27 protein-coding genes are annotated in these 17,240 nt (G+C 57.0%); 23 read left to right on the top strand and 4 right to left on the bottom strand.

Translation table 11 applies throughout. From position 1 onward, the window contains the following. The first annotated feature begins 378 nt into the window (after positions 1-378). Together CES87_RS29645 and CES87_RS29640 are read left to right on the top strand one after the other, a co-directional pair. Positions 379-609 carry a hypothetical protein gene (locus tag CES87_RS29645; protein ID WP_128608903.1) on the top strand — a complete coding sequence of 77 codons (231 nt, stop codon included), beginning with the start codon at positions 379-381 and terminating at the stop codon, positions 607-609. A gap of 365 nt (positions 610-974) precedes the next feature. Then, on the top strand, positions 975-1,190 hold the full coding sequence (locus CES87_RS29640; RefSeq protein ID WP_128608902.1) for a hypothetical protein: 216 nt from the start codon (positions 975-977) through the stop codon (positions 1,188-1,190). A 107-nt stretch (positions 1,191-1,297) separates the two neighbouring features. Here the strand turns inward: CES87_RS29640 and CES87_RS32515 are convergent, their stop codons facing one another. From CES87_RS32515 to CES87_RS29625, 4 genes are all read right to left on the bottom strand, one after another. Then, positions 1,298-1,468, bottom strand: coding sequence for a hypothetical protein (locus tag CES87_RS32515; protein WP_178081505.1), 171 nt, complete (start codon positions 1,466-1,468; stop codon positions 1,298-1,300). Between the two features lie 2 nt (positions 1,469-1,470). Beyond that, complete coding sequence (locus tag CES87_RS29635; protein ID WP_128608901.1) at positions 1,471-1,908, bottom strand: TerB family tellurite resistance protein; 438 nt, start codon at positions 1,906-1,908, stop codon at positions 1,471-1,473. Between the two features lie 387 nt (positions 1,909-2,295). Further along, positions 2,296-2,547, bottom strand: coding sequence for a DUF1654 domain-containing protein (locus CES87_RS29630; RefSeq protein ID WP_128608900.1), 252 nt, complete (start codon positions 2,545-2,547; stop codon positions 2,296-2,298). A 156-nt stretch (positions 2,548-2,703) separates the two neighbouring features. Continuing rightward, positions 2,704-3,360 carry a LexA family transcriptional regulator gene (locus tag CES87_RS29625; protein WP_128608935.1) on the bottom strand — a complete coding sequence of 219 codons (657 nt, stop codon included), beginning with the start codon at positions 3,358-3,360 and terminating at the stop codon, positions 2,704-2,706. Between the two features lie 87 nt (positions 3,361-3,447). On the opposite strand from CES87_RS29625, the gene CES87_RS29620 reads away from it, so the two are divergent. The 21 genes from CES87_RS29620 (at position 3,448) to CES87_RS29520 (ending at position 17,239) form a co-directional block, all read left to right on the top strand. Continuing rightward, complete coding sequence (locus CES87_RS29620; protein WP_128608899.1) at positions 3,448-3,660, top strand: Cro/CI family transcriptional regulator; 213 nt, start codon at positions 3,448-3,450, stop codon at positions 3,658-3,660. A 66-nt stretch (positions 3,661-3,726) separates the two neighbouring features. Beyond that, positions 3,727-4,149: a phage regulatory CII family protein gene (locus tag CES87_RS29615; protein ID WP_128608898.1), complete on the top strand. Its 423-nt coding sequence runs from the start codon at positions 3,727-3,729 to the stop codon at positions 4,147-4,149. Positions 4,150-4,220: 71 nt separating this feature from the next. Beyond that, a complete protein-coding gene (locus tag CES87_RS29610) occupies positions 4,221-4,925 on the top strand; it encodes a phage antirepressor KilAC domain-containing protein (RefSeq protein WP_128608897.1) in 705 nt (234 codons plus the stop codon). Continuing rightward, entirely contained in the window at positions 4,925-5,674 is a 750-nt protein-coding gene (locus CES87_RS29605; RefSeq protein WP_128608896.1) for a DnaT-like ssDNA-binding domain-containing protein, read from the top strand. The genes CES87_RS29610 and CES87_RS29605 overlap by 1 nt, the downstream gene beginning before the upstream one ends. Next, positions 5,671-6,474: a replication protein P gene (locus CES87_RS29600; RefSeq protein ID WP_128608895.1), complete on the top strand. Its 804-nt coding sequence runs from the start codon at positions 5,671-5,673 to the stop codon at positions 6,472-6,474. Before CES87_RS29605 ends, CES87_RS29600 begins: the two co-directional genes overlap by 4 nt. 192 nt (positions 6,475-6,666) lie before the next feature. After that, the gene (locus CES87_RS29590) at positions 6,667-7,098 is read left to right on the top strand and encodes a VRR-NUC domain-containing protein (protein ID WP_128608893.1); all 432 of its coding nucleotides are present in this window, start codon (positions 6,667-6,669) and stop codon (positions 7,096-7,098) included. Beyond that, positions 7,095-8,375: a site-specific integrase gene (locus tag CES87_RS29585; RefSeq protein WP_128608892.1), complete on the top strand. Its 1,281-nt coding sequence runs from the start codon at positions 7,095-7,097 to the stop codon at positions 8,373-8,375. The genes CES87_RS29590 and CES87_RS29585 overlap by 4 nt, the downstream gene beginning before the upstream one ends. 2 nt (positions 8,376-8,377) lie before the next feature. Next, the gene (locus CES87_RS29580; protein WP_128608891.1) at positions 8,378-8,692 is read left to right on the top strand and encodes a hypothetical protein; all 315 of its coding nucleotides are present in this window, start codon (positions 8,378-8,380) and stop codon (positions 8,690-8,692) included. Between the two features lie 3 nt (positions 8,693-8,695). Next, entirely contained in the window at positions 8,696-9,391 is a 696-nt protein-coding gene (locus tag CES87_RS29575) for a hypothetical protein (RefSeq protein ID WP_128608890.1), read from the top strand. A gap of 174 nt (positions 9,392-9,565) precedes the next feature. After that, complete coding sequence (locus CES87_RS29570) at positions 9,566-9,838, top strand: DUF2513 domain-containing protein (RefSeq protein ID WP_128608889.1); 273 nt, start codon at positions 9,566-9,568, stop codon at positions 9,836-9,838. Positions 9,839-9,925: 87 nt separating this feature from the next. Further along, positions 9,926-10,255 (top strand): phage holin, lambda family, encoded by a 330-nt coding sequence (locus tag CES87_RS29565; protein ID WP_128608888.1) that lies wholly within the window; start codon positions 9,926-9,928, stop codon positions 10,253-10,255. Between the two features lie 3 nt (positions 10,256-10,258). Continuing rightward, the gene (locus CES87_RS29560) at positions 10,259-10,453 is read left to right on the top strand and encodes a hypothetical protein (protein WP_128608887.1); all 195 of its coding nucleotides are present in this window, start codon (positions 10,259-10,261) and stop codon (positions 10,451-10,453) included. Positions 10,454-10,516: 63 nt separating this feature from the next. Further along, positions 10,517-10,705 carry a hypothetical protein gene (locus CES87_RS29555; RefSeq protein ID WP_128608886.1) on the top strand — a complete coding sequence of 63 codons (189 nt, stop codon included), beginning with the start codon at positions 10,517-10,519 and terminating at the stop codon, positions 10,703-10,705. After that, the gene (locus CES87_RS29550; protein ID WP_128608885.1) at positions 10,696-11,112 is read left to right on the top strand and encodes an HNH endonuclease; all 417 of its coding nucleotides are present in this window, start codon (positions 10,696-10,698) and stop codon (positions 11,110-11,112) included. The genes CES87_RS29555 and CES87_RS29550 overlap by 10 nt, the downstream gene beginning before the upstream one ends. A gap of 167 nt (positions 11,113-11,279) precedes the next feature. Further along, positions 11,280-11,765, top strand: a complete 486-nt coding sequence (locus tag CES87_RS29545) for a phage terminase small subunit P27 family (RefSeq protein WP_128608884.1) — start codon at positions 11,280-11,282, stop codon at positions 11,763-11,765. Next, positions 11,765-13,492, top strand: coding sequence for a terminase large subunit (locus CES87_RS29540; RefSeq protein WP_128608883.1), 1,728 nt, complete (start codon positions 11,765-11,767; stop codon positions 13,490-13,492). Before CES87_RS29545 ends, CES87_RS29540 begins: the two co-directional genes overlap by 1 nt. A 7-nt stretch (positions 13,493-13,499) precedes the next feature. Then, complete coding sequence (locus tag CES87_RS32510) at positions 13,500-13,664, top strand: hypothetical protein (RefSeq protein WP_178081504.1); 165 nt, start codon at positions 13,500-13,502, stop codon at positions 13,662-13,664. Further along, a complete protein-coding gene (locus tag CES87_RS29535; RefSeq protein ID WP_256591142.1) occupies positions 13,657-14,994 on the top strand; it encodes a phage portal protein in 1,338 nt (445 codons plus the stop codon). The genes CES87_RS32510 and CES87_RS29535 overlap by 8 nt, the downstream gene beginning before the upstream one ends. Continuing rightward, positions 14,991-15,698: an HK97 family phage prohead protease gene (locus CES87_RS29530; RefSeq protein ID WP_128608882.1), complete on the top strand. Its 708-nt coding sequence runs from the start codon at positions 14,991-14,993 to the stop codon at positions 15,696-15,698. The genes CES87_RS29535 and CES87_RS29530 overlap by 4 nt, the downstream gene beginning before the upstream one ends. A gap of 9 nt (positions 15,699-15,707) precedes the next feature. Next, a complete protein-coding gene (locus CES87_RS29525; protein ID WP_128608881.1) occupies positions 15,708-16,958 on the top strand; it encodes a phage major capsid protein in 1,251 nt (416 codons plus the stop codon). Positions 16,959-17,011: 53 nt separating this feature from the next. Then, positions 17,012-17,239, top strand: a complete 228-nt coding sequence (locus tag CES87_RS29520; protein ID WP_128608880.1) for a hypothetical protein — start codon at positions 17,012-17,014, stop codon at positions 17,237-17,239. The last annotated feature ends 1 nt before the right edge of the window (position 17,240 follow it).

Genomic DNA, 17,240 nt, shown 5'->3' with positions numbered 1-17,240 from the left:
ACCTCCCTACGTGAGAGCCTCCCAGACCCGCTACTGGCGACAGCCTGGGTTTGAATCATTAGCGGTGACCTTGAACTTTGGGGTAGGCCTACCGATTGCTCGGCCGGTGCGCGGTGACACCGACGGCCAAGATGTCCGCTGCCTGCCAGGGTGATGGGCACAGCCTTCAGGCTTACTGCGCCACGCGGGTGAAGCGGTTAATGCTGCATTGGTGCAAACCCTCCGCGCTTGAGGTGGAAAAACTATTCCAGTTAGGTGCAATTTCTTTCCGGTTTGGTCGCAAGGCCGGCGGCCAGCTCACCACTGCCCAGGTGACGGGCTTTGCGCTAGGCTGAGTGCTCTCACACAACACAGCCTGCAAAGGAGGGCTTACGGCGAATGCGCAAGTTCAAACTGAAGTTCAAGCATGACTCTGACGACATGAATCCAACGCACTATGAGACTGATCAGCCGATCAAAGTCGGTGACGCAATCGAGTTGGTGGATGGCTTCTGGTATGGGGTCACGGACATTCGAATTCTGAAGAGAGATATTCAGCTAACTCTTTCGAAGTCGTCTCAAGATCCTGAAGAGGCAAAGCTTGTAATGAAGCAGCTATTGTCCGACTGAGCACGATCGTCGAGTACTTCAAGCAACTTTCCTTATCAAGCTCAGTGCTTGGGTGCATTAGCGTCATCTTGGTCCGAAGACCTGGCTCGCCTTGCTGGGCCAGGGTCATGAACGCCGCCTCTATTCGTGCTGAAAGAGTAGGGGTTTCAACCCTCGGCAACTCAGCTGTTCTGCTTTGTGGCTGGTACATGTAGACATCCTCTTGATCATCCCAAAGCACCCTCGTAAGAAGGTGCTTCAGTGATGCTTTCGCGACGGGTTGAGAGATGATCTAAGTGCTAGCGAAGTATGTGGCGATGGCAATATGATCCCGTCACTGGCACCGCCTATAGGACGCCAGAGGAAATCAAACTAAAGGAATGCCCATGAAAGATTTCGTTATCAGCGTAAACAACACCGTCCTCTACATTGCACTCGCGGTCATCTGGATCGCGGCGGCGATCATGCTGAGCAAGAGTTTTCTAGCCGCTCTTGGCACATTTGTCGTCGGAACCCTGAGCTGGTGCATCGTCTCCGGTTTCTGGTTTGTGCAGTCGGCTACCTATGAGGAGCTTCGCAAGCTGAACTCAAAAAACAGCTGACTCCATCGAAATGCTTCGCTGCGGCTCATTGAAGTGATGGGCCGCGCTGCACGTTAAAGATTTGCCTGCATCCCGCTGCCCACTCAATGAATGGGCAGAAGTAATGCCTACGGTTTGTCCTTCGTTTTGCCGACCATCAGCACCATCAACAGCAGTGCGACCAGTACCAGGTCACCAACCATTGAAAGGATGCGGCTAGCCGAATCGACGAATACGATTCCGCCAGCAAGCCCGTAGGCGGCCAGCGAGCGTGCTTTGTTGCTGAACCTGCCGAACATGGCTACAGGTAGTCTTTGAGGTTGAGGTTCATGATCTTGGCGGCCTTCTCCAACACCACCATCTCGGCGTCTTCGATCTCGCCGTCAGCCTCGGCCACGGTCAGCATGAAGTTCAGTACGGTCGCCGCGTCGTCGACGCTGTGAGCCAGGTCCTTCAGTTCCTTCTCTGCGTTCTGACGGATGATGCGCGGGCCACCTTCGTTGAAGTCAGCCTTGGCGCGGTCGATGGTGTTGCTAAGCTCGGCGCCGAAGCCTTTCAGGGCGGGGGAGTTGTTGATCAGCTTCTCGATCTTTTCGAGCTCTTCTTTTTCGATTTCGCCATCAGCGGAAGCGACGTAGAAGACGCCGTAGACTGAAGCCTGCATCAGATCGCGGTTGGTCATCACGGCCAGGGCCTGACGGGCTTCGCTGGATTTCTTGCCAAACAATTTGCCGAACATGGCTATTCCTCTGGGTTGGGTTACATCCCGCTGCACCCTGTCGCCAAGGTGCATCAGTGATGCTGTCCGTCCAATTGCCGCCGGAAGGGGCGGGGCGCATTGCTTGCCGGGTCATTCACACGGTTAAGGCGTTTCACCATCGAGCAGCCGTCCAGGTTGTTCCTGTCGTTGGCAGGCTTTCGGGCCTGTCTGCACGCCGGTCGCCGGTAGAGGCAATGCGGTCTGTTGTTTGTTGCGCTGACTGTTAAAGAGCGGCGCGGCTTTCGCTGCTGGGCCGGTTATGCGTTGGCTTGAGATAAATATAAGCATGCTTATTAATGGTCGTCAATAAGCAGGCTTATAAAATTTCTTGGGGGCGATAAAAAGCCCGCATTGCGCGGGCTTAATTCAGAAGTCGATATAGCTCCTCCATTCGATATGCACGCAATCCTGATCCAAGCGCTCAACCGTAATCCCATCAGTTTCATCCAGCTCCTGGAGTACTCGCTCCCACGCTTCGGGCGCCTCGTCTTCTCGCCTGGTAATCCTTACTGCCTGATGCTTCTGCACCTTGGGGTCTGAAACCATTTTCTGAATTCGACGACCCACGTGCTCGTAGGAATTGGGTACGAAAGTAATGTTGGTTGCGCTCTGGTTCATGTAGTCCTCCTTGGTTAACTGTATGAATAAACAGTATTTGATTCGTAGGAAAACGGCAATACGACAAGAGTACATTTGTACTCTTTGAGGGGCGGACAAGAAAAAGCCCACACTGGGCGGGCTTGTGTTGTTACGTTGCTTCGTAAGTCTGGGCCTTTACAGCTTCCCGGTCATACGCACTGCAACGCCGATGATCTTGCAGCTTTCATCTAGCTCAACCATCTTGTAAGCCGGGTTCAACGGCTTTAAATATCTCACTCCACCGTCATCTACAAGCTTCTTGAAGGTGGCTTCATTGCTGGCTGGTAGCTTGGCAATCACCAGCTTCCCTGGCTTAACGTCGGCCTCAGTGTCTACCAGAATCAGCATTCCTTCAGGAACACTTGTACCGGTAGGCGCCGTCATTGAGTCGCCTTTTACTTCAAGCCAAAACGCCGGACCTTTGGAGTCATAGTCAGAAAGCTCGTAACGGTCAGAAAACCCATCGGGGTAGGGCTGCACTGCCTCCTCCCAAGAGCCAGCAGAAACCCAGCTGATTACAGGGTAGCGATAAAGCGCTGCGGGCTGGTTGGCCATTCTCACATTTGAGTCGCCCGATAATTTATCGGTCATCGACCCAATCCCGTCAGACAGCCAAATTGCGCTGACGCCGCAGAGATGTGCAAGTTTCGCAAGATGGGCGCTTTGCTGATTCTTTCCCGTCTCCAATTGCGAGATCACGGGTTGCTCAACGCCAGCCTTTTCGGCCAGTGCTTTCTGAGTCAGGTTTGCATGCTTGCGTGCGAGCTTCATGCGTTCGGCTAATGTCGTCATGCCCGTAAATTTATAAGTTCCCTTATGCTCTTGCAAATAAGCCTCCTTCTCCCTACGATATAAGCGTGCTTATCAGGAGGGCTCTCTATGACCCCTATCGAAAGGCTCGTCGAGCACTTCGGCGGGCAAACCAAAACAGCTCTGGCGCTGGGGGTTACTCAAGCTGCGGTTTCCTACTGGGTCACTGGTGCTTACTCAATGAGCGCGAAAACTGCGTTCAAGGCAGAAGAGCTGACCAATGGGTTGATCACCGCCCGCGAACTCTGCGCCGAACCTAAACCATCGGTTAGCGCCGCTTAGCCAGTGAGAAACATTTTGCAACCCGTTGTGGCATGCAGCCACGGAAACAAAACAGAGGTTTTACGAATGGACGAATTTCTGCGGGCTTGCCAAAGCGCGGTCCTGGACAACGAAGCGAAGGTACTGTCCGGCCAGATGGGAGTTCCCCACGTCAGCCTGCTGCAGCGTGCCAACCCCGACAACGATGCGCATCACCTGACCATCGAGCACCTTTTCGGGATCTTGCTGCACACCGGCGACATGCGTCCGCTCACCGCCTTGGCTGATCACTTCGGTTTCGACCTGGTGAAAAAGGAAGCCCCGGCCCCGGAGGCACTCACGGCTTCGATGATGCATGTCAGCAAGGAAATCGCTGACCTGACCATCGCGGTGCATTCGGCTCTCCACGACGGTCACGTCAGTCAAATCGAGAAGCAGGCAATCCGCAAAGAAATCGGGCATGTCCGCCACGAATTGGACGTGATGGAACAGTCGGTGAAGGTCGCCTGAATCGCAGACACAAAAAAGCCGACGTTCGAGGTCGGCTTTTTCAACAGCAGTAAAACACTTGTGGGGACATTATGAACACGATCGTCGCTCCAAGCAATACGGTCACCATGTCGAGCCGTGAGATCGCAGACCTCACTGGCAAGCAGCATAAGGATGTCATCCGTGACATTCGCGTGATGCGCAAGGCGCTTGCAGATGATGGCGCAGATCTGCGCCATCTCCGGGAGGTGAAGGATGGGCGGGATTACACCGCAGAATTCCATCTTGATCGCGTCCTGACTGAAACCCTTTTGACCGGTTACAGCATTTCGCTTCGCCATCGTGTCGTGACACGTTTGGGCGAACTAGAAAACGTGTCGCGACAGGTTGTCTCGATCCCGCAATCCCTACCAGAAGCCCTCCGACTTGCCGCAGATCTCGCAGACAAGAACGGCGAGCTTCAGCGTCTGATTTCAGTTCAGGCCCCGAAGGTCGCCGCTATCAATAGGCTCGCTGCAGCTGGTGGCGCGATCTGCATCACTGATGCAGCCAAGCAGCTCGGTTTGGCTCCGGCGCGCCTGTTCGCCTGGCTGGAACAGCACCGCTGGATCTTCCGGCGCCACGGAGGAAAGCGCTGGGTTGCCTACCAGCCACGCATTTCCTCCGGCCACATGACCCACAAAGTCACAGCCTTGAAGCCTGATCCAGAAACCGGGATTGAGCGAGCTGCATTCGACCCAATGGTCACCCCTAAAGGCCTAACCCGCCTCGCTGAACTTCTGCAGGAGGCCGCGTAATGGCCGGCGACTGGATCAAATTCGAACTCACCACCCTGGACAAACCTGAGGTCTGCCAGATCGCTGACTTTGCCGGCATCGATCCTGATGCTGTGGTCGGAAAGCTGATGCGCGTCTGGGGCTGGTTCGATCAACAAACCCAAAACGGTAACGCTCCCAGCGTTAGTAAAAAGTTACTTGATCGCTTGGTAGGCGTTATCGATTTCTGTGAATACATGAAATTGGTGGACTGGATGATCGAGGAGGAAGGGGTGATTAGTCTTCCTCACTTCGACCGCCACAATGGCAAGACCGCTAAAAACAGGCTTCTCACGGCAAAGCGAGTGGCAAACCACAAGGCGAGTAACGGTAAAAGTAACGCTGCGAACGTTAGCGGTGCGTTACCTAAAGAAGATGTAGAGAAGAATAAAGAACCTCTCTCTGCGCGTGAGCAAGTTGATCCTCGCATGCCAAGCGAGATGACCCTCGACTGGCAGCCTGACGCCAAATTGTTGAAGACCTATGCCACCCATTCTGGCGTGGTCCTTACCATGTTCACCGATGAGGTGCGCCGCGCATTCACCGCGCACTACGAATCGCGTGGACAGGTGAACACCCAGGCCGAATGGGTGCAGATGCTGGTCAAGTGGGTGCTCACCGACAATGCTCGAGCTGCCGCTTCGAACGTTCGCCAGTTTCCGGCGCGCCAGTCCAACGGACCTGACTTTGATGACACCAGTTGGGCTGATGACTTCGGGGGTGGTCTATGAGCGCCAAGTCAACGGCTCCGCGCAGCGCAGGTCAGCTGCTGAAGTTGGCAGGTGCAACCGAAGACCTCCGTTCTGCCGTTGGTAACTACCAGTCACCAGCGCCAATGCCTATGCCGGAATCCTTGCCATCCGGTACGGTCGAGGTCGTTAACGCATTGTTCAAGGAGCTTCGCAGTATTTTCCCCGCCTGGAAGCAAGCCTGGCCAGATGATCCCTCTCTGCAGGCCGCCCGGCGCAGCTGGGTCAAAGCTTTCATCGTTGCCAAGATCACGCAGCTTGAGCAAATCCAGTTCGGTGTCGAGCGGTGCCGCGAGCTGGGGACCGATTTCATCCCTAGCGTGGGCAAATTCATCAAGCTGTGTATGCCAACCCCGGAAATGTTAGGCATACCTTCCAGTGACCGGGCGTTTCGTGAGGCCTTGGAGAATGCGCACCCGAGCCGTTTCGGTGCCCGCGTCTGGTCTCACCCGGCCATCCGGCACGCGGCATTGCAGTGCGAGATGCACAATCTGGGCGACCTGCAGCCCGAGAAAGCCAGCGAGGTCTTCGATAGGGCCTACGAAATCACCATCCGCCGGCTGGTCGCCGGTCTTCCGCTGGAAGACATCGTCATCGGCATCGGGCACGACAGCCAGAAATCGGCAGTTGAGTGGGCATCCGAACTGACCGAGCGCGTTGCGCTGGCCCAGGTGTCGCGCATGGGCATTCCTGCGGATGGTCAGTCAGCCCGTGAGCAGCTGTTGCGACGTTTTGGGTTGAAGCCTTCCGCTCGAGTTGTTGGAGGCACCAAGCATGCCTAACCCGTATCTCGCTCCCACAGACCCTGCCGAATACCGCTTCGCCGTCCACTGCTGCGGCTACAAGTTGGATCTCGCCTATGAGCAAGACCGAGCTGTCGCAGTTTTCAGATGCGCCGAGATGGCCAAAACCTACGGTGCACGGATGTGGCCTACGACCTTTGAAGTGATTGACCGATTTACCGGAGAGCAAGTATGACGCCAGCCAAACTCAGGGTATTCAAACAGAAGCCAGTGCGCGCCAAGTCAGTCGACCGTGAGGGACAGGAGCAGGCCGCGTTGATGGCCGAGCTGCGCATCCGGATGCCGGAAATTGCTGACCTGATCTATCACGTCCCCAACGGCGGGCACCGCCTCAAGTCCGTGGCCGCAAAGCTGAAACAGCAGGGCGTAGTGGCCGGTATTCCCGACCTGGTGCTGACCATGGCGCGCGGCGGGTTTTTTGGCCTGTACATCGAGTTCAAGGCCACACCGCCGAATGATGCCGCCATTTCGCCGAGCCAGCATGAGCGGATTCGCAAGCTCAATGAGCAGGGCTACCTCGCGGTGGTCTGCCGTGGCCACTTCGACACGATGGAGCAGATCCGCGCCTACCTGCGACTCACTCCTACAGTGGTGGCGGCGTGAGCAGTGCTGCCGTGAAGATCACCGACGCCGAGATCAAGCGGCAGGCTGCCGGGGACGTGCGGGATCTGCGCGACATCGAAAATCGCGGTCTGTACCTGCGTTTCACCCAGGCTCGCGAGCGTGCGTCCTGGTATCTAGTGGTGAAGGGCGAGTGGAAGCGTATTGGCGCCTTTCCCGACCTCAACGCCAAGCAGGTCGTTGCAGCGCTGCCGGCCATCCGCCTGCGTCTGGAGGCCGGCGCCGGCGCCAATCTGTCGAAGTGGGTCACCGTCGGTGAGTTGCTGTCTTGGTACGCAGAGCGCATGTCCCGCGACCGCAACCTCTCCAGCAAGCGCAAGAAGACCGGTGCTTCTGCAATCAAATGTCACCTGATGCCGCGCCTGGGTGACCTGCCACTGACCGGCATCGACAAGGCGACCCTCGACAGCCAGCTCATGTGGCCACTGCAGGAAAGCATTTCCATCGACTACGTGCGCTCGGTGTTCCAGCTGCTGGCCCTGGCCTTCCGGCAGGCGTTCAAGCTGGGGCTGATCTCGGCCAACCCGATGGCGACCATCAAGTTCAACGACTTCTCGAAAGCCAAGGTCGGGATCAAGCCGTCGCGCCTGCGTGGGGTGCAGCTGTCGGGCCTGCTGGAGCAACTGACGGCCGTCATGGTGTCGGCGCCGCTGGATGCCATGCTCGCCCTGATGATGCTCTGCCACGGCACGCGCATCGGCGAAACCCGGCAGGCGCGCTGGTCGCACATCAGCCTGGCTGAGCGCGAGTGGTTCATTCCAGCCGAGCACACCAAGACCGGCGTGGAGCATCACCTGCCATTGACCGAACAAGTTTGCGCACTGCTCGTCAGTTACCGGGAAGGCCAGTACGCCAAGGGCTACGACGGCCAGTTCATGTTCCCGGCACGCAACGGAAAGGCGTTGAGTGAAGGTCAGGCCAGTGCCGTGTTCGCTCGGCTGGGGCAGGGCGAGTGGACCAGTCATGACCTGCGCAAGGTTGCCCGTACCGGTTGGGCTGACCTCGGCATCGACCACCTGATCGGTGAGCTGCTGATCAACCACGCCATGGGGCACAACGTGAAGGTGTACATCCAGTCGGACGTGATGGGGCGCAAGCGGGATGCCCTGAAGCAGTGGCACGCCCATCTAGACCAGAAGGGTTTCGCCCTGATTCACGGATTGACCGGCTTTAGATTCGGAGATTCCTGTAATGCACTGGAAGCCGCAGAAAACAAGGCCTGCGAGGCCATTCACGAATCAACCATAGGCGAGGTTTAAAAATGGATAAAAGGACTCACGGCCCCGCCTTTGTGCGCTGCCTGATCCCGCTCACCGACTGCCCATCGTGCGCTGGTAAAGGTGTTATCCAGGGTGTTTTTCACCAGCTCGACTGCATCGGTTGCCACGCCTCCGGCCAGGTAAATGCGGTGACGTTGGAGCCGCTGCCGGTGGAAGACCTGGTGGTGCAGTTGGGCATACTGCTGCGCCGGGAGCGTCACCTCGCAACCCTGGCTCCGGCGGCGAACGACACCGTTGAGCAGTATCAGCAGAGCAATAACCGCGGCGCCGGTCGCTCGTCTTACAAGGGGGATTGAACAATGATCTATCCAGGCATTCTGAATGCAGTTGTTTCGGCCCTGACAGCTGAAGCCATCGACAACACTAGCAAACAGGCATGGCAGAAGCTGTACAACTCTGCCGACGAGGAAGAGGGCGGGGATCTGGCGACACTGGTTCGTTCCCGCGGTGTCAGTAGCATTGACCGCACGCAGGTGGATTGCTGGGTTTCGGCCAGGCTGCATCATGGGCTGGAGCCGAAGCATTGGGATGCCCTGGTCGCCAAATACAGCACGCACAAGGGCCGCAAAGTGCAAGCACTGGCAGCGCTGCAAACCATCATCACCACCCCGGCGCCGAAGTTGTTCCTCTATAAGGCAGTCACTGCCTGGGCGATCCCGCAATTGAAGGGCGCTCGGCCAAAAGTTGTGAGTTCGGTATCTGTCGAGATTCCGCTGGATGCCCCGGCATGGCGCCGCGAAGTCATGGTGAAAGCGGCTGTGGCTGCTGGGAAAGCCAAGGCCAAGAAGGATGAATCCCGATCCGCCGATATGATCGTGTTAAAGGACAGCTTCTACGACATGAACACCTGGGATAACGACGGCGCGCCCGAGTCAACCCGGCGTCGGTGGCGTCAGTCGATTAATCAGGCAGCAGACGATTTGGTCAACGAAGCACTTGCACATGCCGGGGAGATTCTTGAGGCGGAAGGGTTGCTCATCGAAAAGGCCGCGTGAGTGGTTGTTGACATCAGTGAGCGGATGAGCGAAATTAATCCTATCCTGTCATTCCTGCGCGTGTTGAGGAGTGACCATAAAAAGCCCAGCCATCGTGTCGGGCTTTTTGCTTTCTTGCTTTGAAGGACCTGATAAAATGGCTTCTTGCCATTATCTACTAGCAAGGATGTCTATATGCGGCGTGATATGAACCTGATTCGACTGATTTTGAAGAGAATCGAGGATCTCAGCGACAGCGGAAATTTTTATGCGATGTTTCCCGAATACGTCGAAAACTTCCAAATCAAGCAAGACTGCGAAGCACAATTCGCCCTTGCCTTTAAGCACCTTAACTTATTGATAATTAGCGGTTTCGTAGATGGGGATGAAGATCGCACGGGGAATGTGCGCGGTCTGACTTGGGAAGGTCACAACCTTCTTGATCGCATCCGAGATGCCCAGCTCTGAAATTGATAGATCAATCGCTTTTGTCACTACTTCCATGCCCGCCACTGAGCGGGCTTTTTATTGCGCTCCCGTCAGGGAAGATCTGAGATGCCGAACATGCCCGACAAACCAGACACCTGGCTACTTGTACTCGCCTGGCTGAGTCAGCATTCCCCGATGTTCTATGCCGCGGCGCTATCGTGCTGGATCGCCTTCCTACGCGTTATCTACGGCGGTGGAGGCCGGCGTCAGGCGCTGCTGGAATCTTGCCTCTGCGGCGCGATTACAGCCGGTGCATTTCCGTTGCTCGAATACTTCAACCTTCCATCAAGTCTGGCAGCAGCCCTCGGCGCCATCATCGGCACTCTGGGGGTGAAGAAGGTGGCTGCCTTGGCCGACCGATTCACTGACTTCAAATTGCCCAAGCGGCAGGAGTGACCGATGCAACTGATCGACAACTGGAAGGACGCGCTCTCGATGACCAGCGTTCAGGCGGGCGGCGCAGTTGCTGTGCTGGGGATCGCTGAGCAGCTGATGCCTTCGCTGCAGGCTTTGCTACCACCGATTGCCTATGGCGCACTGGGTCTACTGGTGATGATCGCTCGCGTTATCGTCCAGAAGAAGCTGAGAAAGTAGGCATGGGCTGCGCAGGCTGTGAAGCTCGCAGAAAGTGGATCACCAAGTGGACGAGGGTGGCATATGAGCGAGCAGCAGAACTCCTTGGAAAGCCTGCTGATCCAAGTGCTAGCAGAGCAGAAGCAGCAGACAGCGATCCTCAACAGGATGGCAGAGCAGCAACTGCTTCTAATCCAGGCGATGGCGGACGAGGATGATGTTGACCCTGATGCCATGCCGGAGACCTATATGGATGGCATGCCATGCCGCTGAGGCCGCAGAAGCCATGCAATGCGCAGGGCTGCAACGTCCTGACTCGTAACCCTCGATACTGTGAGGCCCATGCGGATTTGGGCAAGCAGTTCGAGGTGAAGCAGCGCGAGAAGCAGCGAGAGACCAGCAGTCAGCGTGGGTACAGCTACAAGTGGCAGCAGGCCCGCAAGTCCTACCTGGCCAAGCATCCGCTGTGTGCTGAGTGCGAGCGTCAAGGCTTGGTGGTGGTTGCTACTGACCTCGACCACATCATCCCGCACAAAGGCGACAAGGACGCATTCTGGGTCCGGTCCAACTGGCAAGGCTTGTGTCGTCCCTGCCACAGCCGCAAGACGGCGGCTGAGGACGGCGGATGGGGCAATGCGGTGCGGCAGGATACGGAAATCCCCGGTAAATTACCGAAATGAGAACGAATCTCACGGATTTTCATCAAAATGGTCGAAAATGACAGAAATGAGAGGAATTTTCACTCATGGGGGAGGGGGAGGGTCGAAAGTCTGGGGGATATTTTTTCTAGACCGCGCCCTCAATCGTTTTTTCACACCCGCGAAATTAAAAATCCAGGAGTTGCGCGATGGGAGGCACCGCCACGGTCGCCGGCCGTGGTCGCAAACCCAAGCCTACGGCCAAAAAAGCACTGGCCGGAAATCCTGGTAAGCGCGCCCTGAACAAGGCCGAGCCCCAGTTTTCCAAGATCACCCAGATCGACCCGCCGGAGTGGTTTAGTCCTCGGGCCGCCATCATGTGGAACATGATTGTCCCAGAGCTTCTGCGCGAGAACGTCGTCGCGATCACGGATCTACATAACGTCGAAGCATTCTGCTGTGCCTATGACAATTGGCGTTATGCGCAAGAGTCGATCAAAGCGCACGGCATCGTCGTCACCGGAGCTACTGGCGGCCCGATGAAGAATCCTGCGCTGACCGCTGCCAACGAAACGATGCGCCAGATGGTGACCTTCGGGTCGATGCTCGGCCTTGATCCGGCCAGCCGCACGCGTTTGATAGGCGGCAACAAGGAGAAAGAAACCAACGAATTCGCCAAACTACTGAGTAGCTGATGACCAAATCTGCCCATCCCAACGTCGATAAGGCGATGGCATGGGGTCGGTCATTGCTCCGTGGAAAGGTCCCGGCCTGCCGTTACATTCACCAGGCAGTGCAGCGTCACTTCGATGACTTGGCAGCCAGCCGTAAACGCGGGTATCGCTACAAGTTTGATCCGGCCAAGGCCGAGAAGAAGTTGAAGCTGATCCAGCTCCTGCCGCACACCAAGGGCGAATGGGCATTCAAGCGACAGCTGATCAGCCTGGAGCCGTGGCAGCTCTTCGGCCTGGCCGTCACGTTTGCCTGGGTCAAGAAGAAGGGCGGGCACCGCCGTTTCCGCGAAAGCTATTGGGAAGTGCCGCGAAAGAACGGTAAGTCCGTGGTGGCCGGTGGGGTGGGTATCAGCATGTTCGTAGCCGACGGCGAGTTCGGAGCCGAGGTCTACTCTGGCGCGACCACTGAGAAGCAGGCGTGGGAAGTCTTCCGTCCGGCAAAGCTGATGGTGAGCAAGTCGCCGATGCTGATGCAGGCTGCGGGCATCGAGGTCAACGCCTCGAACATGAATATCCCGTCCGACTTCAGCCGGTTCGAACCGTTGATTGGCAACCCGGGCGACGGCGCTTCCCCCAGCTGCGCCATCGTCGACGAATACCACGAGCACCCAACCTCAGCCCAGTACGACACCATGCTCACCGGCATGGGCGCCCGGCGGCAGCCGCTGATGTTCATCATCACCACCGCCGGCGCCGACATCGAGGGCCCATGCTATGACAAGCGCCGCCAAGTCATCGAAATGCTCGAAGGCACTGTGCCAGATGATGAGCTGTTCGGCTGGATATGGACGCTCGACGATGGTGATGACTGGACCGATCCGAAGATGCTGGCCAAGGCCAACCCGAACCACGGGGTTTCGGTGTTCCAGGAGTACCTAGAGAGCCAGCAGGCGAGGGCGATCCGCTCTGCACGCTTTACGAACACGTTCAAAACGAAGCACCTGAACCTATGGGTCAGCGCTAAATCCGGCTTCTTCAACATGGAAGACTGGAAATCATGCGAGGACACCACGCTCACCCTTGAGCAGTTCGAGGGTCAAGAGTGGATTGCAGGCTTCGACCTGGCGCGCAAGTTGGACATGAACTCCCGGGCACGTCTTTTCTGGCGTGTGATTGATGGGAAAACTCACTACTACAGTATCGCCCCTAAGTTCTGGGTGCCCTATGACACCGCGTATGACAGCGATAACAAGCGCATGTCCGAACGGTTCCAAGCCTGGATCAACTCCAAACATCTGGAGGTCACCGACGGCGCCGAGATCGATTACCGCGAGATCTTCGAAGACACGAAGGAAGCCAACCATCAGGCACCAATTCGTGAGTGCCCAATCGATCCGCACGGTGCGACCGGTCTGAGCCACGACCTCGACGACGAGGGTTTCAATCCGGTCACGATCACGCAGAACTACACCAACATGTCTGACGCAATGAAAGAACTTGAAGCTGCAATTACCGCGGGCAGGTTCCACCATGACGGCAATCCGATCATGACCTGGTGTATCGCTAACGTGATCGGCAAAAACATGCCAGGTAATGACGACGTCGTCCGACCGATCAAGCAAGGCGATGACAACAAGATTGACGGCGCCGTCGCCTTGATTATGACCATCGGCAGAGCGCTGATTCTGGTCAACGATAACAGCGGCAACATCAGCGACTTCTTTTCGAAACCAATCATTGTTGGATAACTCACCCATGGATACAGGCCTGATCCTCTTTATCGTGACGGCCGCGGCCGCGCTGTGCCTGTTCGTTGCTGGCATCTACGTTTTGGCTGGTCTCGGATGGTCTCTTGTGGCTGCCGCTGTGTCGTTCCTTGGCGTTGCTGGCTTCATCCGCAAGGGGCTGACCGGTGACTAAACCACTCAAATCTGTGCTGCGTCAGGCTATGTTCAAGTCGGCAGAGCCAAGCTTGGTCAAGTCGTCGCTGGCTGGCTGGATCGGTCGTCGAATAGGCCTGGGTGATAAAGCTTTCTGGAACGGCTTCTACGGTACTGATTCAGCCTCCGGAAAGACTGTAAGCCAACAAACAGCGCTGCAACTGTCCACGGTATGGGCCTGCGTTCGTCTGATTGCCGAAACGCTGGCCACGCTTCCGATCGCGCTTTACGAAGATAAAAACGGCGTGCCAGTGGTAGCTACGACCCATCCGGTTCATCGCGTTATCAGCCAGCAACCGAATGCTGATCAGACACCGGTCGAGTTCTGGGAGTGCGTGGTCGCGAGTCTCCTGCTCAACGGAAACAGTTTCAACGAGCCACATTGGGTGGGGGCCGAGCTCTCTTCTCTGGAGTTCATCTTGCCGCAAGCTGTATCGCCCCCACGGCGGTTAAGCAGCGGTGAGATCGAATATCGCTTCATTGATAGCCTGGGCAAGTCGCACACCCTGCTCGATGAACAAATGATGCACACCCGCGGTTTCGGCACTGATCCACTGTGCGGGCTCAGCCCATTGGCCATGGGCCGCAATGTGTTCGGTGCCGCGATGGCCGCTGACGAATCGGCCAGCAAGATGTTCGCCAATGGAATGAAGTTGGGCGGGGTGCTTTCCACCGACCAGATATTGAACAAGGCGCAGCGCGAAGACATTCGTGAGGACATGGCGGCCAAATTCGCCGGCGCTGTGAACACCGGAAAGACGATGGTTCTGGAAGCTGGGATGAAGTATCAGCAGGTATCCCTGACTCCAGAAGACGCCCAGATGTTGCAAACCCGCGGCTTCAATGTCGAAGAGATCTGCCGTTGGTTCCGCACACCGCCTTGGATGGTGGGCCACACCTCCAACAGTACGAGCTGGGGAACGGGCATGGAGCAGCAGATGCTGGGCTTTCTCAGCTTCACGCTGTTGCCCTGGATGAAACGCATCGAGCAGAGCATCAATCGCCGCCTGCTTCGTCCTGGTGAGCGCCGACGCTTCTACGCCAAGTTTAACCCCGAAGGTTTGCTCCGCGCTGACAGTGCTGCCCGTGCGGCGTTCTACAGCTCGATGACACAGAACGGTATCTACACCCGCGACGACTGCCGGATCAAAGAGAACCTGGCGCCCATGGGTGGAAACGCCGCGAAACTCACTGTCCAGTCGAACATGCTGCCCATCGACAAGCTCGGTGGTGATGCCGGCGATGCTCAGCAAGCGCGCTCGGCTCTGCTGGACTGGCTCAATGACAAGCCGAAAGGTAATTCAGAATGAAGCGAAAAGACCAATCGGTGGCGGTGAAATACCGCTCATTCGACTACGACGTGAAGGCTGTCAGCGATGACGGCCTTTTTTCTGGCTACGGTTCCGTGTTCGGCGTGATCGACAGCTACAACGAGGTGGTCGCCCCGGGCGCCTTTCTCGACTCCATCGCCGAACTCAAGGCGAAAGGTAGAACGCTTCCTGTGCTCTGGCAGCACCGCACGGCCGAGCCCATCGGCTCCTGGTCTCTTGAGTCGCTGAAAGAAGACGCCAAGGGCCTTTTCGGCGATGGCGAGCTCTGGATGGCCGATGCGCCCTACGCGCGAATCGCCTACAGGGGCATGAAGTCCCGGGCCATCACCGGGCTGTCGATCGGCTATTACGTTCGCGAATCCAGCTTCGACGAGAAGACCCGGATTCGAACCCTGACCAAATTGGACCTGGTCGAGATTTCCATTGTGACGGTGCCCGCAAATGACGAAGCCCGCACCGACACCATTAAGTCGAAGCTGGCCCATGGCGGCTTACCTTCGCTCCCTGAATTTGAGTTGCTCCTGCGCGAGGCAGGTTTCTCGAAAACTCAGTCCGCGGTGATTGCCAATCGCGGTCTGCAGCATCTGCTCCGGAGTGAGTCCGTGGGCGACCAGGCTGGAACCCAAGTTGCCAAGGCACTGCACGCGCAGTTGAGCCAAGGCCTGTCTCTCCCATCGTTTTGAGGATTCACCATGAATTACCTGAGTAACGAAGCTCGCAGCGAGCATCGCCAATTTCAGCGCAAAGAGCGTGCTGATGATCAACTGGAACTGAAAGATGTGATGGACGCGCTGCAAAAGCGCGATCAGGACATCAAAACCTTTGCCGAGAAAGCCGGCGAAGAAATCAAAAGTCACGGCAAAATCCTCGACGACACCAAGACCATTCTCGATGGCCTGGTGAAAGATGGCCTTGGCCTGCAAGACCGTCTGAACGAAGTCGAGCAGAAGCTGAGCCGCCGCGGCGCGGCGAACGACGAAGGCGTCAAGTCCATCGGCGAGCAGTTCACCGAAGGCGACGACTTCAAAGGCTTGGCGGAAAAAGGTCGCGGTGTTGCTCGGATGCGCTTGAAGGCCGTTACCAGTATTACCAGCGCAACCACCGGCACCGGTGGTGTTGGCGTTGCCATCGAGCCGACTCGCGTGCCTGGCATCATTCAAGGCCCGGATCGTCCGTTCACCATTCGTGATCTGATCATGCCTGGTCGAACCAACTCCAACGCAATCGAGTACGTGCGGGAGTCGGGCTTCCAGAACATGGCGGCGCCGGTTGGCGAGACCCTGGCGAAACCTCAGTCCGACCTGTCGTACGAGCTGATCACCACCACTGTTAAGACCATCGCGCACTGGTTCCGTGCATCCAAGCAGGTACTGGCCGATGTACCTCTGCTGCAAAGCTACATCGACGGTCGCGCGATTTACGGCCTGAAGTACGTCGAGGAAAACCAGATCCTCGCCGGTAACGGCACTGGTCAGAACCTGCTGGGCCTGATCCCTCAAGCCACACCGTTCAACGAAGCGCTGCGCAAGTCCGGCGACACCAAAATCGACTTACTGCGCCGGGCCATCTTGCAGGTTCGCATCGCCGAATACCGCGCCAGTGCAATCGTACTGAACCCGGTCGACTGGGCCGATATGGAGCTGGCTAAGGACAGCACCGGCAGCTACATCTGGGTCAATGTGCAGGAAGGTGGCCAGCCTCGCATGTGGCGCTTGCCGGTTGTTGATACCAATGCCATGCCGCAAGGCGAGTTCATGGTTGGCGCCTTCGATATGGCTGCCCAGGTGTTCGACCGTGAAGACGCTAACGTCGAGGTTTCGACCGAAGACGCCGACAACTTCACCAAAAACATGGTGACCATTCGTGCTGAAGAGCGACTTGCGCTGGCGGTGTACCGTCCGCAGTCGTTCGTCCACGGCCCTTTCACTGACCCAACGCCATAAGGCCCATGGGCACTTGCTGAAGGAGAGCCCGGGTAACCGGGCTTATTGATCTGATGACCGACATCAAACTGAAAACCATCAAGGGCTTCGAGTGGCGCGGTGCTTATGCTCCGCCGCGATCGGATATTGAAGCCTCGGAATTGGACGCTCGCGAGTTGCTTCGCAATGGGCTGGTCGAGGACTACACCGTCAAAGCCGCAGAGTCTCCCGAAAACAAATCGGCTCCGGATCCAGAAAACAAGTCGGCACCCAAGCCCAGCACTAAGAAAAAGGCCGAGTAAT

The organism is Pseudomonas sp. ERMR1:02, assembly GCF_002277815.1.
Lineage (GTDB): Bacteria > Pseudomonadota > Gammaproteobacteria > Pseudomonadales > Pseudomonadaceae > Aquipseudomonas.
This window is presented reverse-complemented; position numbering and strand designations above follow the sequence as displayed.

Bases quoted from the DNA above. Each gene is read 5' to 3' on its own strand.
- CES87_RS29550 (WP_128608885.1), top strand. From the start codon at position 10,696: ATGCCGCTGAGGCCGCAGAAGCCATGCAATGCGCAGGGCTGCAACGTC.
- CES87_RS29615 (WP_128608898.1), top strand. From the start codon at position 3,727: ATGGACGAATTTCTGCGGGCTTGCCAAAGCGCGGTCCTGGACAACGAA.
- CES87_RS29625 (WP_128608935.1), bottom strand. From the start codon at position 3,360: ATGACGACATTAGCCGAACGCATGAAGCTCGCACGCAAGCATGCAAAC.
- CES87_RS29520 (WP_128608880.1), top strand. From the start codon at position 17,012: ATGACCGACATCAAACTGAAAACCATCAAGGGCTTCGAGTGGCGCGGT.
- CES87_RS29640 (WP_128608902.1), top strand. From the start codon at position 975: ATGAAAGATTTCGTTATCAGCGTAAACAACACCGTCCTCTACATTGCA.
- CES87_RS29560 (WP_128608887.1), top strand. From the start codon at position 10,259: ATGCAACTGATCGACAACTGGAAGGACGCGCTCTCGATGACCAGCGTT.
- CES87_RS29565 (WP_128608888.1), top strand. From the start codon at position 9,926: ATGCCGAACATGCCCGACAAACCAGACACCTGGCTACTTGTACTCGCC.
- CES87_RS29645 (WP_128608903.1), top strand. From the start codon at position 379: ATGCGCAAGTTCAAACTGAAGTTCAAGCATGACTCTGACGACATGAAT.
- CES87_RS29570 (WP_128608889.1), top strand. From the start codon at position 9,566: ATGCGGCGTGATATGAACCTGATTCGACTGATTTTGAAGAGAATCGAG.
- CES87_RS29635 (WP_128608901.1), bottom strand. From the start codon at position 1,908: ATGTTCGGCAAATTGTTTGGCAAGAAATCCAGCGAAGCCCGTCAGGCC.
- CES87_RS29575 (WP_128608890.1), top strand. From the start codon at position 8,696: ATGATCTATCCAGGCATTCTGAATGCAGTTGTTTCGGCCCTGACAGCT.
- CES87_RS29620 (WP_128608899.1), top strand. From the start codon at position 3,448: ATGACCCCTATCGAAAGGCTCGTCGAGCACTTCGGCGGGCAAACCAAA.
- CES87_RS29530 (WP_128608882.1), top strand. From the start codon at position 14,991: ATGAAGCGAAAAGACCAATCGGTGGCGGTGAAATACCGCTCATTCGAC.
- CES87_RS29610 (WP_128608897.1), top strand. From the start codon at position 4,221: ATGAACACGATCGTCGCTCCAAGCAATACGGTCACCATGTCGAGCCGT.
- CES87_RS32515 (WP_178081505.1), bottom strand. From the start codon at position 1,468: ATGTTCGGCAGGTTCAGCAACAAAGCACGCTCGCTGGCCGCCTACGGG.
- CES87_RS29540 (WP_128608883.1), top strand. From the start codon at position 11,765: ATGACCAAATCTGCCCATCCCAACGTCGATAAGGCGATGGCATGGGGT.
- CES87_RS29590 (WP_128608893.1), top strand. From the start codon at position 6,667: ATGACGCCAGCCAAACTCAGGGTATTCAAACAGAAGCCAGTGCGCGCC.
- CES87_RS29630 (WP_128608900.1), bottom strand. From the start codon at position 2,547: ATGAACCAGAGCGCAACCAACATTACTTTCGTACCCAATTCCTACGAG.
- CES87_RS29525 (WP_128608881.1), top strand. From the start codon at position 15,708: ATGAATTACCTGAGTAACGAAGCTCGCAGCGAGCATCGCCAATTTCAG.
- CES87_RS29580 (WP_128608891.1), top strand. From the start codon at position 8,378: ATGGATAAAAGGACTCACGGCCCCGCCTTTGTGCGCTGCCTGATCCCG.
- CES87_RS29545 (WP_128608884.1), top strand. From the start codon at position 11,280: ATGGGAGGCACCGCCACGGTCGCCGGCCGTGGTCGCAAACCCAAGCCT.
- CES87_RS29555 (WP_128608886.1), top strand. From the start codon at position 10,517: ATGAGCGAGCAGCAGAACTCCTTGGAAAGCCTGCTGATCCAAGTGCTA.
- CES87_RS32510 (WP_178081504.1), top strand. From the start codon at position 13,500: ATGGATACAGGCCTGATCCTCTTTATCGTGACGGCCGCGGCCGCGCTG.
- CES87_RS29600 (WP_128608895.1), top strand. From the start codon at position 5,671: ATGAGCGCCAAGTCAACGGCTCCGCGCAGCGCAGGTCAGCTGCTGAAG.
- CES87_RS29605 (WP_128608896.1), top strand. From the start codon at position 4,925: ATGGCCGGCGACTGGATCAAATTCGAACTCACCACCCTGGACAAACCT.